A 12,661-nucleotide genomic window follows, 5' to 3' on the forward strand; every position below is an offset into this window, starting at 1 on the left:
GCGCCACCGGGCAAAGCAACGCACTACCCCAATAATTCCTGCTTCACATCCATCGCCAAATCAAACGAATGTAGGCGTGCCTGATGATCAAAAATCTGACCGTTAACCATAATCTCATCGGCCTGGGTTTCACGCAAAATGGCGTCGAGACCATGCCGCACTTTTGCCTTATCACCGACCAGCGACATGCTCAGCGCCTGTTGTACGCCGTACTGCTCAGAAGCGGACCACAGCTGCTGCATATTCTCTACCGGCGGCGGTAGCTGGCCGGTTTCGCCACGACGCAGCTTCACAAAGGCCTGCTGCATGGAGGTGAAAAGAAACTCGGCGTCGCGATTGCTGTCGGCGGCAATAATGTTGATGCACACCATCGCATACGGTTTTGCCAGCCGCGCCGAGGGTTTGAATTGGGTGCGATACAAATGCAGCGCCTGATGCAGCATATCCGGGGCAAAGTGCGAGGCGAAGGCAAACGGCAGACCAAGCTGGGCCGCCAGTTGTGCGCTGTACAGGCTAGAGCCTAATAACCAGACCGGGATCTGCTCGCCATAGCCGGGAACCGGGCGTACATGGGGATTAGGATCGCGGGCGTCGAACCAGTCCACCAGTTCAGCTACATCGCGTGGGAAGTTATCGATATCACCGCTCATATGGCGGCGCAGTGCGCGCATTGTTGGTTGATCGCTGCCCGGTGCGCGACCAAGCCCGAGATCGATTCGTCCCGGATATAGCGTGTTCAGGGTACCGAACTGCTCGGCGATCACCAGCGGCGAATGGTTAGGCAACATCACGCCGCCAGACCCGAGATGCAGCGTGGTGGTATTGGCAGCCAGATAACCAATCAGCACTGAGGTTGCTGCGCTGGCGATGCCGGTCATGTTGTGATGTTCCGCCAGCCAATAGCGGTGGTAACCGCGTTTTTCGGCCAGTTGAGCGAGATCAAGCGAGTGTGTGAAGGCCTCTTTTGCCGAAGATCCTTCAGGGATCGGCGCCAGATCCAGCACCGAGAACGGAATAGTTTTGTCAGTCATAACGGCTCACTTTGTTACCGGTTAATCTTTTAATACTGCATTAAAGATTAGCGAATGTTGTTAACAAAGTGAGCTTTATACGGCGGGCATCGAATACAACATGCCCGATGGCGCTGCGCTTATCGGGCCTACGGGATCGCTATTTTTAGGCCCGATAAGGCATTTATGCCGCATCCGGCTAGGCCTGTAGCTCCAGTCCAGCCAGTCGCTTCCAGTAGCCGTTACAGTCACTGTGGGCGGCAAGCGGTAATGGGGCACTGCCATTTTCATTGGCGCGGAAGGCGTCGAGCATGGCGAATGTTTCAGTGCCTGAAGGGGACAGACGCACAATATCAACCAGCCCCTGCATCGATGTCAGTTCGTTGCCGAGGTTGTAAACATAACCGCTCATGGTCTGGATCCCGTTGAGGACAAAGACCTGCTGATTCTCCTGCGACAGCACATCGCGCCCGTTCGGATATTTGATGCAGCAGGTTTCACACTCATCTTTTGGACGGTCTTCAGAGCGCGCGGTGAAGCAGCGGGCAGAGTACGCCAGCGGCAGATGCCCGTAGCTCAGCACCTCAACTTCAAACTGATTGCGAATACCCAGCTCATCACACTGGTTGAGCAGGTTTGCCAGCCAGTCGCGGGAAAGCTCTACCGGCATACACCAGCGCACCATGCCTTGTTTGAGCAGAATACGCAGGGTAACCGCGTTGTAGCAGTTGAGCGCATGCCCGGCGACAAACGGCAGTTTACGCTCGGCGCACATGTTTACTACGCCGAGATCGCTGGCTTCCAGCATGAAGTCACCGTTTTCGACATAGCGCTTCAGCTCTCCCAGTTCAGAAGAAGCCTGTACCAGCGCCAGTGTTGACAGCACAACCTGTTTACCGCTGCCAGCGAGCGATTTCGCCATATCGAGCCAGTCGCCCACTTTGGTGGCGCGGCGTTTACTGCATACCGCTTCACCAAGATAGATAACGTCGGCCTGGCTTACGGCAGCCTGCTGATAAAAATCTTCCAGCGTTTCTTTCGGCCAGTACCACAGCACCGGCCCTAAGGAATATTTCATTGCTTCTCTCACTGCCATTTACGGTGATACGCGCCAAGCGTGGTCTGCGTGCCTTCGGACATAGAACCGAGCGTTTCCATCCACGCGGCCTGCGGGACGTAGTTTTGCGGGTCGGCCATACAGCGGTCGATCGCCTGACGCCACACTTTCGCCACCTGGCTGACATAGGCCGGACTACGCTGACGACCTTCGATTTTCACCGAGGCAATATTGGCTGCCAGTAGTTCCGGCAGCAGCTCCAGCGTGTTCAGGCTGGTGGGTTCTTCCAGCGCATGGTAACGCTCGCCGTCAACCAGATAGCGGCCTTTGCATAGCGTCGGATAACCGGCGTTTTCCCCGTCCTGATAGCGGTCGATCAGCACTTCATTAAGACGGGATTCCAGCCCTTGTTGGGTCTGTTGCCAGCGGACAAAACGGGCAGGCGAGCAGGCACCAACCGTATTAGGAGACTCACCCGTCAGATAGGACGAAAGATAGCAACGGCCTTCCGCCATAATGCACAGGCTACCGAAGGCGAACACTTCCAGGGGAACTGGCGTGACGCGAGCGAGCAGCTTCACCTGATGAATAGACAGCACGCGCGGCAGCACCACGCGGGCGACGTCAAAGTTGCGATGATAGAAATTAATTGCCTCTTCATTGGTTGCAGATGCCTGAACAGAGACATGGCGCTCAATATGCGGGTAGCGCTCTGCGGCATACTCAAGCATGGCGAGGTCGGCAAGGATCAGCGCGTCTGCACCCAGTTGCGCTGCCATATCAACGGCACGTTGCCAGCGCGCGTAACCATCCGGGTGCGCAAAGGTGTTAATCGCAATGTGCAGCTTACGGCGGTGCTGATGGACAAAACTCACCGCTTCCTGCAATTTTTTCTCGGTAAAATTAAGGCCGGCGAAATGACGGGCGTTGGTATCATCTTTCAGCCCGATGTAGACAGCATCAGCGCCGTTCTCGATGGCCGCCTTAAGCGCCGGTAGGTTTCCGGCAGGGCAGAGCAGCTCCATAATTTATCCTGAACGTTGCGCCGTGATGGGCGCAGAAATGTTAACGAATGGGGATTTTAGTTAACCTTGCTGAGACAATTTTTGATTTGAGGCAGTTAAAGTCGTATTGGTGACACCAATAAAGAGGTAACAATTTCGCATCGAATTGTTGATTTATGCCGCTATGTCGTTTATTTGATATGGCAAAATAGCAGGACTATTGAAACAGGGAGTAAAGCTCGTGTTGGATAAACTGCGTTCACGCTTAGTACAATTTGGTCCTTCTCTGATGAGTGTACCAGTTAAACTGACGCCCTTTGCGCTGAAGCGCCAGGTTCTGGAGCAGGTCCTGAGCTGGCAGTTTAGTCAGGCGCTGGCCGATGGGGAGCTGGAGTTTCTCGAAGGTCGCTGGCTGAGCATTCATGTGCGTGACATTGACCTCAAATGGTATACCTCTGTTGAGAACGATAAACTTATCGTCAGCCAGAATGCAGATGCGGATGTGAGTTTTAGCGCCGATGCCAGCGATCTGCTGATGATCGTGGCCCGCAAGCAGGATCCGGATACGCTTTTCTTCCAGCGTCGTCTGGTGATTGAAGGTGATACAGAATTAGGGCTATACGTAAAAAATCTGATGGATGCCATCGAACTGGAGCAGATGCCTAAAGCGTTGCGCGTCATGCTGATGCAGTTGGCGGATTTTGTTGAGGCGGGGATGAAAACGTCGCCAGAAACCAAACAGACCTCGGTAGGTGAGCCATGCTGATTCGAGTTGAAATTCCCATTGATGCCCCTGGTATTGATGCGCTGCTGCGCCGTTCATTTGAGAGCGATGCGGAAGCGAAATTAGTGCACGACCTGCGTGAAGATGGTTTCTTAACGCTGGGTCTGGTTGCTACCGATGACGAAGGTCAGGTAGTGGGTTACGTCGCGTTCAGCCCAGTCGATGTTCAGGGTGAAGATCTGCAATGGGTCGGCATGGCGCCGCTCGCGGTGGATGAAAACTACCGGGGGCAGGGCCTGGCGCGTCAGCTGGTCTATGAAGGACTCGATTCACTGAACGAGTTTGGCTACGCAGCGGTGGTTACGCTGGGGGATCCGGCCCTGTACAGCCGCTTTGGCTTTGAGCTGGCGGCCCATCATGACCTGCGTTGCCGCTGGGCGGGCACCGAAAGCGCGTTCCAGGTTCATCGCCTGGCGGACGATGCGCTGGATGGCGTGACGGGACTTGTGGAATACCACGACCACTTCAATCGCTTTTAAGCTTCCGGGGTTTGCAGGCTGCTTAATAGCGCCTCAAACCCTTCGCCTTCGACAAGGCGCTCTTTCTGCCGCTTGGTGAGCTGTTTAACGCGATACTCTATGCGCAGGGCCAGCGAACGGTCGCCGACCTGCGCCGCAAATGCCAACGTGAGTTCCCCCTTTCCGCGTAGCGCCTTCGCGCCATTCCCACTTTGATGCTGCTTATAGCGGCGCTGCACATCGGTGGTTATTCCGGTGTATAAGGCGTTGTCAGCGGTACGGATCAGGTACAGATACCAGGGTGTCATTGTTACCATCGACGTGATAATTTTCAGGCCTACAGTATAAAAGAGAATAGAAATGGAAACACTGACTGCGGTGTCTCGCTGGCTGGCAAAACAGCACGTCGTGACCTGGTGCGTACACCATGAAGGTGAATTATGGTGCGCCAATGCGTTTTACCTGTTTGATGCGCAGAAGATGGTGTTCTATGTGCTGACCGAAGAGAAAACGCGGCATGCGCAGATGTCCGGACCACGCGCACCGATTGCCGGTACAGTAAACGGTCAGCCTAAAACCGTCGCTCTGATTCGTGGCGTACAGTTTAAAGGGGAAATCCGGCGTCTTGAAGGGCAGGAGAGCGAAGCTGCGCGTAAAGCCTACAACCGCCGTTTCCCCGTCGCCAGAATGCTGCCAGCGCCCGTATGGGAGATTCGACTGGATGAAGTCAAATTCACGGACAACACGCTGGGCTTTGGTAAAAAGATGCACTGGCTGCGTGATCTATAGTTAGAAGAGTGATTGAAGACCCTGGGGAAGATAAGCGATGAGTCAGGTGTTAATAACGGGAGCCACGGGGCTGGTGGGCGGACATTTGCTGCGTATGCTGCTCAATGAACCCCGGGTCAATGCCATCACGGCACCAACGCGTCGACCGCTGGCAGATACGGTTGGTATCTATAACCCCCATAATTCGCAGCTAACCGATGCTCTGGCGCAGGTCACCGATCCAGTCGATATTGTCTTTTGTTGTTTGGGGACTACCCGGCGTGAAGCGGGCAGCAAAGAGGCGTTTATCCATGCTGACTATACGCTGGTGGTAGATACGGCCCTGACGGGACGTAGGTTAGACGCCCAGCATATGCTGGTGGTGAGTTCGATGGGCGCCAATGCGAATTCACCGTTTTTTTATAATCGGGTGAAAGGTGAAATGGAGCAGGCGCTGATCGCGCAGAATTGGCCACGGCTGACGATTGTCCGGCCTTCAATGCTACTGGGTGATAGGGAAAAACAGCGGACGAATGAGATGTTTTTAGCGCCGTTGTTCAGGTTGCTGCCGGGTAACTGGAAGTCGATTGAAGCGCGCGATGTTGCTCGGACAATGCTGGCAGAAGCGTTGGCACCTGGGCATGAAGGGGTTTCGATCCTGACCTCTTCCGAGCTACGCGAAAGGGCTAAATAAAAAAATGCCGAATGGCGCTGACGCTTATCCGGCCTACAAACGATTACGTTCTGTAGGACGGATAAGATGCCATCTACAGGCGTGTTACTTAATAAACGTAAAGGCTGTCGTGACGCGTTTCACGCCGCTTACCCGGCTGGCGATATCCGCCGCCGCCTTCGCTTCACGCTCGGTCACCAGACCTAACAGGAACACTTCTCCGTTCTCAGTCGTTACTTTCACATTAGAGGATTTCACCTGATCGCTGGTAAGTAACTGGGAACGTACTTTGGTGGTTATCCAGGTATCGTTGGACGCATCGCCCAGGCCGATTGGCTGGCCCTGACGGATCTCATTAAAGACCTCAGTCGTACCTTCTACGCCCATCGCAATCTGTTTTGCACGTGCAGACAGTTCGCTATTCGGCGACTGGCCGACCAGCAGCACTTTACCCTGATATGCGCTCACGTTGATTCGCGCTTCTTTCTTGATCTGGGCATCTTTCGACAACGCCGTATTGACGCGTAATTCCAGGGTACTGTCATCAACCTGGGTGCCGACACTACGAGGATCCGTCGCGGCTTTAGTCCCGACAGCTGCAGTTCCAACAACGGCGGCAGCGACACAGCCTTGCAGCAGCAGTGCAGCGATAATCACAGCAAGCGGCGAAAATGCCTTCATGTGTACTCCTTAATCATCCTGGTGAGGGAAAAGCGTGTTATCGATAAGATCGCAAAGGCAGTTGACCGTCAGCATGTGCATTTCCTGAACGCGGGCGCTGTGGTGTGAGGGTATACGGATTTCAACATCCTGTGGCCCCAGTAATCCGGCCAGTTCCCCTCCGTCATACCCGGTCAGCGCGACGATTGTCATGTCGCGTGTCACGGCGGCTTCAACGGCTTTTACGATATCGCGGCTATTACCACGCGTAGAGATTGCCAGCAGAACATCACCTGCATGTCCCAGCGCACGGACTTGTTTTGCATAAACTTCGTCGTGCAGGCGATCGTTGGCAATCGCAGTTAAGACCACATTATCAGTGTTTAGTGCAATCGCAGGTAAACTTGGGCGTTCTGTTTCAAAACGATTGATCATGCTGGCAGCAAAATGCTGTGCGTTGGCAGCGGACGTCCCATTACCACAACAGAGAATTTTGTTGCCATTGAGCAGGGACTGAACCAGCGTCATGGCGGCACGGGAGATTGCATCCGGAAGTGCTTCAGCCGCAGCTATCTGAGTTTGAATGCTTTCAGTAAAGCAGACTTTAATTCTATCTAACACGCTAATCCTTAAGAACCAGGCTCTGAATCTTCAACTATGAGCGGTCGTTGAACGCGTCCTTAAACCACTCAACATCATTTCCGGTGAAGGCTAACACATCGAACCGGCAATCCACAGTATCAAAACTCCCATTGTGGTGCGCAAGCCACAAGCGGGCGGTCTGTAATAATTTGTGTTGTTTGCTCCGGGTCACACTCGCCGCCGCACCGCCGAACTGTGCTGAGCGTCGGTAGCGAACCTCAACAAATACGGTGGTGTTGCCTTCACGCATTATCAGGTCGATTTCGCCACCACGTTCACGCACGTTGGCGGCGATAAAATGCAGTCCCTTGCTCAGCAGCCAGTCACGCGCGGTGGATTCCCACGCGTCACCGGTCTGTTTACTCGTTAACTGGCGGGGACGACTTGTCCTTGCTGGTATTTGAGCCATGATAACTTCCTGTTAATCACACAATCCTGCGTTGCGGTTAAGGCCCCGGTATTACCGTTAATTTCGAAACCCTGCACCTGACGCATTTGCGAGAAGTGGTTGGCAAGCGACCAGGCATCGACACCCATGGCATACATACGCGCCAGCGAGTAGTCGTTACGAACCGCGCCAAGCGCCTGCTGCATAAGAGGCGCATTAGCGCCTGCCAGCATCGGAATTTCGCTGTACTGCAAGCCTTCCATCTCCAGACGGAAATCCGGGCCGGCAGTGCCCTGCGCACTACGAGAACTGGCGTACAGCGTTGCTCCGCTCTGGCTACCGTTGCGCATGGCAATCATCGGCTTAATAAATGCAATTTCTTCCGGCGTCGCCAGAATATACACGGCATCAACACGACCGCTGCCGCCGGTGATTTGCGCATCGGTAGGTGCTGCCGGGATGGTCAGACCGCCAATCGTCACGCCGGGTTGGGCTGGTACAGAGGAGGCCACAGGGCTGCCTGTCAGGGAAATCCCTGAGCCGCCGTTGACGCCCATTTTAAGTTCAGCGGTGGAGCCGAACTTCTGCTGCAATACCACGCCGCCACCCAGTTTTTGCCATTCCTGTGCAAAGGCGTTGGCAACGCGATCGCCTAATGAACTCCGTGGAATCAACAACAGCGGCGTCTGTTTTCCTTGATCGCGGATGTGGCGCGCGGCGTCGCGCGCTTCATCTTCTGGCGACAGGGCGAAGTAGCAGACATTCGGCAGATTTTTCACCGACTCCGGCTGGTTAAGCGCCAGGACGTTCAATGGCGTGTTGCTTTTCATCAGCTCTTCAACATTGTTCTTCAACAGTGGGCCAACCACGATGCTGGCGCCATCCTGCTGAACCTGAGTCAGGATCTGGTTCAGCGGCTGTGATGAAGTGTCGTAGATTTTCAGCTCAGCGGATGGATTCGCCGGTGCGCTGGCCGTTGTTGGCTGAGCGGGTGCTGTGGGCTGCACAGCAGGTGTTTCTGGTTGAGCCGGCGTCTCGTTGGTCAGATCGCTTACTGACGCCTGAGACGGGCTGGCAACGCCGTCAGTCGTTTGCGGCTGTTCTGTGGTGGTCGCGGCAGCTGGAACTGCGGCAGGTGCGACAGCAACAGGGGCTGCGACAGGTTGAGTGCCCATGTTTTTCGCAGCTTCAAAGCCTTGCTGAATAGTCCGGCCAAATACAGCGGCCTGACCGTTCAGTGGTAACAGCAGGGCGATTTTGCTGGTGGAGGCGGGCTTAAAGCTCTGCACGTTAACCAACTGTGTTGGTAACAGTTTTGCCCCTGGGTTTTGCGGATAACGTTTCTGCCAGTCCGCAATACCGGCTTTCATCATGTCCGGATCGTTACGGTTATCGAACCAGACGCGCTGGAGATCCAGCCAGCCTTGCAGCACGTTTTCATCAGCATTGATGACCAGCGCTTGCGCTTGCTCCTGGGTCATGGACGACAGCGCCTGCCAGGTGGCGTCCATATTTTTCTGCTTAGCATTCGCGGCCAGCAGCGGTTCCTGCGCGATCAGGGCGCGCAGCAGCGTCAGAGATGGGCGACCCTGGTTGACGTCGATTTGCGCCTGCCAGTAGCGTGCCTGTTGGTTTTGATCGAAATCGGCGGGAGTTAACTTATCCAGCAGGGCCTGTGCGCCAGCGACATCTTTCTGCGCGAGCTTAATCTCGACGGCCAGCAGTGACTGCTCACGCTGCTGGGTATCGCTTAGCTTCTGCGGTAGCTGGTTAAACAGTTCGATAGCCTGCTGGCTCTTGCCTTCTTTCAGCAGTGCACGAATGGCGAGTAATTGCCAGTTGGTCTTGCTATCATCAGAGCTTTGCTGCATTTGTTGCAGATAAAAGCCGGAATCAGCCTGCGCAGTGCCCTGCATATGGGCTGCACTCTGGTCTGGCGCCTGGGTGCCACAGCCTGCGAAAATCAGTGCTGCCAGAATGACTGGTAGCGCGCGTGCGGCTTTCAAACGAGAAAATGTTGAGGGTACCATACTGTATCCAGTGATATTTTTTTACTCAATGCTCAATATTAAATCGGCAATACGGACGACACAATGAAACAACACGAATCGGCGGATAATTCTCAAGGCCAACTCTTTATTGTACCTACTCCTATAGGAAATTTGGCTGATATTACCCAACGAGCGCTCGAAGTTTTACAAGCCGTTGATTTGATTGCCGCTGAAGACACTCGTCATACAGGATTATTGTTACAACACTTCGCGATTAACGCGCGTCTGTTCGCGCTACATGACCACAACGAGCAGCAAAAGGCTGAAACGCTGGTCGCGAAGCTCAAAGAAGGACAAAACATTGCGCTGGTTTCCGATGCCGGAACGCCGCTGATTAACGATCCTGGCTACCATCTGGTGCGTACCTGTCGTGAAGCAGGGATCCGCGTTGTTCCCCTGCCTGGTCCTTGTGCGGCGATTGCTGCCCTGAGCGCTGCAGGCCTGCCTTCAGACCGTTTTTGCTATGAAGGATTTCTGCCTGCCAAATCGAAAGGGCGTCGTGATGCGATGAAAGCCATTGAGGCCGAACCGCGTACGCTTATTTTTTATGAATCTACCCACCGCTTGCTGGATAGCCTGGAAGACATGGTTGCCGTCTGGGGCGAATCCCGTTACGTGGTACTGGCGCGCGAGCTGACCAAAACCTGGGAAACTATTCACGGCGCACCGGTTGGCGAACTGCTGGCGTGGGTCAAGGAAGATGAAAACCGTCGTAAGGGCGAAATGGTGCTGATTGTCGAAGGGCATAAAGCGCAAGAAGATGACCTCCCGGCTGATGCGCTGCGTACGCTGGCGTTGTTACAAAAAGAGCTGCCGCTGAAGAAAGCGGCGGCGCTGGCAGCGGAAATCCACGGCGTGAAAAAGAATGCGTTGTATAAGCACGCGCTGGAACAGCAGGGAGAGTAAGCCCGATTGCTGATGGCCAAACCGACAAGGGTATGGCCATTAGCTAACACAGTGCTTAAGACTGAGCGGCAGTTTCACTGATTAATAAGCGGTTTGCTGACCCGCATACAGTGATTTTGCTACGCACCACTTCTTTCATCGCATCCATACCGACCCGCATGTAATAGCGGGGATCGTTGCCCTGCGGATTCTCCGCAAACCACGCTTTGACCGCATCGGCAAAAGCGATTTTCAGTTCGGTCGCGACGTTAACTTTGCAAACGCCAAGCTCGATCGTGCGGCGGACGTATTCGTCAGGGACATCACTTGCGCCATGCAGCACCAGCGGAACGTCGACTACCTCACGAATTTCACCCAGCCGCTGAAAATCGATTTTGGGCGTTTTGGTGTACAAACCGTGTGCTGTGCCGATGGCAACAGCAAGGCTATCTACGCCAGTACGCTCAACAAACCGTTTAGCTTCTTGTGGATCGGTGAGGAAGGCGCTTTCTGCATCCACACTCATATCATCTTCTACGCCACCGAGGCGACCCAGCTCAGCTTCCACGCTGCAATCTTTGGCATGGCAAAAATCCACAACGGATTTCACCAGCTTCACGTTTTCTTCAAACGGAAAGTGGCTGCCGTCAATCATTGCGCTGCGCACTCCTGCATTCACTTTACGACGAATGTCGTCCAGCGACTCATGGTGATCGAGGTGCAGCGCCAGCGGTATACCGTAGCTGGTGGAATAAGCGCTGCACAGCGCGTAGATCTCTTCCAGCGCGATATGCTTAAAGGTACCCGGCGTTCCTGCCAGGATCACCGGCGATTGCATTTCATAGCACACTTCAAGGATCGCCTGGATCGTCTCGGCGTTATGAATGTTAAAGGCGGGTACGGCATAGCCCTTTTTTTGGGCATCCAGCAGGAGGTATTTCGTGGAAATAATGCTCATAAAACGATCCTTTTAGGCGTTCCAGGGATGAATAACAACACCCTGTACAACGCGGTTCACAGTGCCGCTGGCAGAAGGCGTATCCGGTGTATTGCCGATATTGATGGATTGCGTCAAAGCAAAAACCTGGGCGTAGATCAGGAAGCAGAACGCCAATTCCATATCGATGAAAGAGCGTGCTGGTGGCAGCAGAATATGTGGGCCTGCTTCAATCACCTCATGGGTTTGTGCGGCAATCGCGACAACCCGCAATGCCTGCCGATCGCGGCGTAACTCTGCCAGCAGATCGAGATCGTATTGACGTGTATACGGATGGCTGGAAACAAAGACCACTACCAGCGTTTCGTTATCAACCAGTGACTTTGGACCGTGACGAAAGCCTGTCGGGGAGTCATAGAATGCGGCCAGTTTGCCTGCAGTCAGCTCCAGGACTTTCAGTGCTGATTCCCGCGCTGCTCCCTGTAATCCACCGCTACCGAGGTAAACGATCCGTTTCCAGGGTTCATTGCCAAATACACCGTCGCTGAAATCGCCCAGCGAAGTCAGAATCGTCTGGCACCGATCGGCCACGTCACGGAAGGTCTGGCTGTTGATTTTCTCTGGGGCAAATACTGCCAGGCAGCTGGCCATCATGGTGGTAATGCTGCTGGTCATCGCGAAGCCACGGTCATGTGTCTCTGCGGGCATTAACAGAGCAAAGGCATTGTCGCTTGCAACTGCGTTTTGATAGAGGCTACCTGCTTCGTTGCAGGTGATCGGCAGGTGATAACACTCAGGCACAAACTGATTAGCCAGTTCCACTGCCGCAACGCTTTCAGGGCTGTTACCTGAGCGAGCGAAAGAAATGAGCAGCAGCGGATGTGCGGGATTCAGGTAATCCATCGGATTGGTGACCAGATCGGTGGTCGGCACAGCGCTGATGTTTTTACCGGTATAGCTTGCCAGCCAGGGGGCGATGATGTCGCCAATGAATGCTGATGTTCCAGCCCCGGTCAGTATGATCCGCAGATCGTTTTTGCGCAGTAATGGTGCGAGAAAGCTGTCAATGGCAGATCGAATGTTGTCGATATTCGTAAGGGAACGGATCCAACTGGCAGGTTGTTGACGGATCTCTTCTTCGGTCCAGGTGCCCGTTACCGCGGTAACAGGGGTATAGGTTTCTGGCATAACTTAAGTCCTTAGTCTTGTAAATTCCACATAAGACGCTGGCGAGAATGTCGCTATCTTTCGTTTCGTTTCACTTGTTCATCTTGTCGATTGATTAAAATCTATAGGAAAGAAATCGAAAGAGCAATAATCCAAAAGGAAATAAAACGAAATTTG

Annotated in this window: 15 protein-coding genes; 5 read left to right on the plus strand and 10 right to left on the minus strand. The window is 54.1% G+C overall.

From position 1 onward, the window contains the following. Window positions 1-23: 23 nt before the first annotated feature. The 3 genes from OGX90_RS04840 to ubiU all read right to left on the minus strand — a co-directional run bounded on the left by OGX90_RS04840 (window position 24) and on the right by ubiU (window position 3,092). Window positions 24-1,031, minus strand: a complete 1,008-nt coding sequence (locus tag OGX90_RS04840) for a luciferase-like monooxygenase (RefSeq protein WP_137378069.1) — start codon at window positions 1,029-1,031, stop codon at window positions 24-26. Between the two features lie 178 nt (window positions 1,032-1,209). Then, window positions 1,210-2,088, minus strand: a complete 879-nt coding sequence (locus tag OGX90_RS04845) for a U32 family peptidase (RefSeq protein WP_423363732.1) — start codon at window positions 2,086-2,088, stop codon at window positions 1,210-1,212. A gap of 8 nt (window positions 2,089-2,096) precedes the next feature. Continuing rightward, entirely contained in the window at window positions 2,097-3,092 is a 996-nt protein-coding gene (ubiU, locus tag OGX90_RS04850) for a ubiquinone anaerobic biosynthesis protein UbiU (protein WP_286623263.1), read from the minus strand. 220 nt (window positions 3,093-3,312) lie between these two features. Here ubiU and ubiT point away from each other — a divergent pair, with 220 nt between their 5' ends. Further along, the gene (gene ubiT, locus OGX90_RS04855) at window positions 3,313-3,837 is read left to right on the plus strand and encodes a ubiquinone anaerobic biosynthesis accessory factor UbiT (RefSeq protein ID WP_003828637.1); all 525 of its coding nucleotides are present in this window, start codon (window positions 3,313-3,315) and stop codon (window positions 3,835-3,837) included. Beyond that, the gene (locus OGX90_RS04860; RefSeq protein WP_286623265.1) at window positions 3,831-4,334 is read left to right on the plus strand and encodes a GNAT family N-acetyltransferase; all 504 of its coding nucleotides are present in this window, start codon (window positions 3,831-3,833) and stop codon (window positions 4,332-4,334) included. The genes ubiT and OGX90_RS04860 overlap by 7 nt, the downstream gene beginning before the upstream one ends. On the opposite strand, the gene OGX90_RS04865 is transcribed toward OGX90_RS04860, so the two are convergent. Next, the gene (locus OGX90_RS04865; RefSeq protein ID WP_048215469.1) at window positions 4,331-4,621 is read right to left on the minus strand and encodes a GIY-YIG nuclease family protein; all 291 of its coding nucleotides are present in this window, start codon (window positions 4,619-4,621) and stop codon (window positions 4,331-4,333) included. The genes OGX90_RS04860 and OGX90_RS04865 overlap by 4 nt on opposite strands. A gap of 52 nt (window positions 4,622-4,673) precedes the next feature. On the opposite strand from OGX90_RS04865, the gene OGX90_RS04870 reads away from it, so the two are divergent. After that, complete coding sequence (locus OGX90_RS04870) at window positions 4,674-5,102, plus strand: YhbP family protein (RefSeq protein ID WP_032945092.1); 429 nt, start codon at window positions 4,674-4,676, stop codon at window positions 5,100-5,102. Between the two features lie 37 nt (window positions 5,103-5,139). Continuing rightward, window positions 5,140-5,775, plus strand: coding sequence for an NAD(P)H-binding protein (locus OGX90_RS04875; protein WP_286623267.1), 636 nt, complete (start codon window positions 5,140-5,142; stop codon window positions 5,773-5,775). 84 nt (window positions 5,776-5,859) lie between these two features. Here OGX90_RS04875 and dolP read toward each other — a convergent pair whose 3' ends face one another. From dolP to OGX90_RS04895, 4 genes are read right to left on the minus strand one after another with little or no spacing between them, the layout of a single operon-like run. Next, window positions 5,860-6,435, minus strand: coding sequence for a division/outer membrane stress-associated lipid-binding lipoprotein (gene dolP, locus OGX90_RS04880; RefSeq protein WP_008785904.1), 576 nt, complete (start codon window positions 6,433-6,435; stop codon window positions 5,860-5,862). Window positions 6,436-6,444: 9 nt separating this feature from the next. Further along, complete coding sequence (gene diaA / locus OGX90_RS04885) at window positions 6,445-7,035, minus strand: DnaA initiator-associating protein DiaA (RefSeq protein ID WP_003024948.1); 591 nt, start codon at window positions 7,033-7,035, stop codon at window positions 6,445-6,447. Between the two features lie 34 nt (window positions 7,036-7,069). Further along, window positions 7,070-7,465: a YraN family protein gene (locus tag OGX90_RS04890; protein ID WP_286623269.1), complete on the minus strand. Its 396-nt coding sequence runs from the start codon at window positions 7,463-7,465 to the stop codon at window positions 7,070-7,072. Further along, window positions 7,423-9,474: a penicillin-binding protein activator gene (locus tag OGX90_RS04895; protein WP_149607309.1), complete on the minus strand. Its 2,052-nt coding sequence runs from the start codon at window positions 9,472-9,474 to the stop codon at window positions 7,423-7,425. The genes OGX90_RS04890 and OGX90_RS04895 overlap by 43 nt, the downstream gene beginning before the upstream one ends. A 63-nt stretch (window positions 9,475-9,537) precedes the next feature. Here OGX90_RS04895 and rsmI point away from each other — a divergent pair, with 63 nt between their 5' ends. Beyond that, window positions 9,538-10,401 carry a 16S rRNA (cytidine(1402)-2'-O)-methyltransferase gene (gene rsmI / locus OGX90_RS04900; protein ID WP_137378073.1) on the plus strand — a complete coding sequence of 288 codons (864 nt, stop codon included), beginning with the start codon at window positions 9,538-9,540 and terminating at the stop codon, window positions 10,399-10,401. A gap of 55 nt (window positions 10,402-10,456) precedes the next feature. Here the strand turns inward: rsmI and kbaY are convergent, their stop codons facing one another. Both kbaY and OGX90_RS04910 read right to left on the minus strand, forming a co-directional pair. Then, entirely contained in the window at window positions 10,457-11,338 is an 882-nt protein-coding gene (gene kbaY / locus OGX90_RS04905) for a tagatose-bisphosphate aldolase subunit KbaY (protein WP_016151042.1), read from the minus strand. A 12-nt stretch (window positions 11,339-11,350) separates the two neighbouring features. Beyond that, window positions 11,351-12,505, minus strand: a complete 1,155-nt coding sequence (locus tag OGX90_RS04910; RefSeq protein ID WP_008785901.1) for an AgaS family sugar isomerase — start codon at window positions 12,503-12,505, stop codon at window positions 11,351-11,353. Window positions 12,506-12,661: the final 156 nt, after the last annotated feature.

Origin of the sequence: Citrobacter sp. Cpo012 (assembly GCF_030333015.1) — a bacterium.
GTDB classification, from domain to species: Bacteria; Pseudomonadota; Gammaproteobacteria; order Enterobacterales; family Enterobacteriaceae; genus Citrobacter; species Citrobacter portucalensis.

Excerpts from the sequence above, each read along its gene's own strand:
- OGX90_RS04860 (WP_286623265.1), top strand. The coding sequence starts at position 3,831 with ATGCTGATTCGAGTTGAAATTCCCATTGATGCCCCTGGTATTGATGCG.
- OGX90_RS04875 (WP_286623267.1), top strand. The coding sequence starts at position 5,140 with ATGAGTCAGGTGTTAATAACGGGAGCCACGGGGCTGGTGGGCGGACAT.
- kbaY (WP_016151042.1), bottom strand. The coding sequence starts at position 11,338 with ATGAGCATTATTTCCACGAAATACCTCCTGCTGGATGCCCAAAAAAAG.
- OGX90_RS04845 (WP_423363732.1), bottom strand. The coding sequence starts at position 2,088 with ATGAAATATTCCTTAGGGCCGGTGCTGTGGTACTGGCCGAAAGAAACG.
- dolP (WP_008785904.1), bottom strand. The coding sequence starts at position 6,435 with ATGAAGGCATTTTCGCCGCTTGCTGTGATTATCGCTGCACTGCTGCTG.
- OGX90_RS04910 (WP_008785901.1), bottom strand. The coding sequence starts at position 12,505 with ATGCCAGAAACCTATACCCCTGTTACCGCGGTAACGGGCACCTGGACC.
- rsmI (WP_137378073.1), top strand. The coding sequence starts at position 9,538 with ATGAAACAACACGAATCGGCGGATAATTCTCAAGGCCAACTCTTTATT.
- OGX90_RS04865 (WP_048215469.1), bottom strand. The coding sequence starts at position 4,621 with ATGACACCCTGGTATCTGTACCTGATCCGTACCGCTGACAACGCCTTA.
- OGX90_RS04840 (WP_137378069.1), bottom strand. The coding sequence starts at position 1,031 with ATGACTGACAAAACTATTCCGTTCTCGGTGCTGGATCTGGCGCCGATC.
- OGX90_RS04890 (WP_286623269.1), bottom strand. The coding sequence starts at position 7,465 with ATGGCTCAAATACCAGCAAGGACAAGTCGTCCCCGCCAGTTAACGAGT.
- ubiU (WP_286623263.1), bottom strand. The coding sequence starts at position 3,092 with ATGGAGCTGCTCTGCCCTGCCGGAAACCTACCGGCGCTTAAGGCGGCC.
- OGX90_RS04895 (WP_149607309.1), bottom strand. The coding sequence starts at position 9,474 with ATGGTACCCTCAACATTTTCTCGTTTGAAAGCCGCACGCGCGCTACCA.
- OGX90_RS04870 (WP_032945092.1), top strand. The coding sequence starts at position 4,674 with ATGGAAACACTGACTGCGGTGTCTCGCTGGCTGGCAAAACAGCACGTC.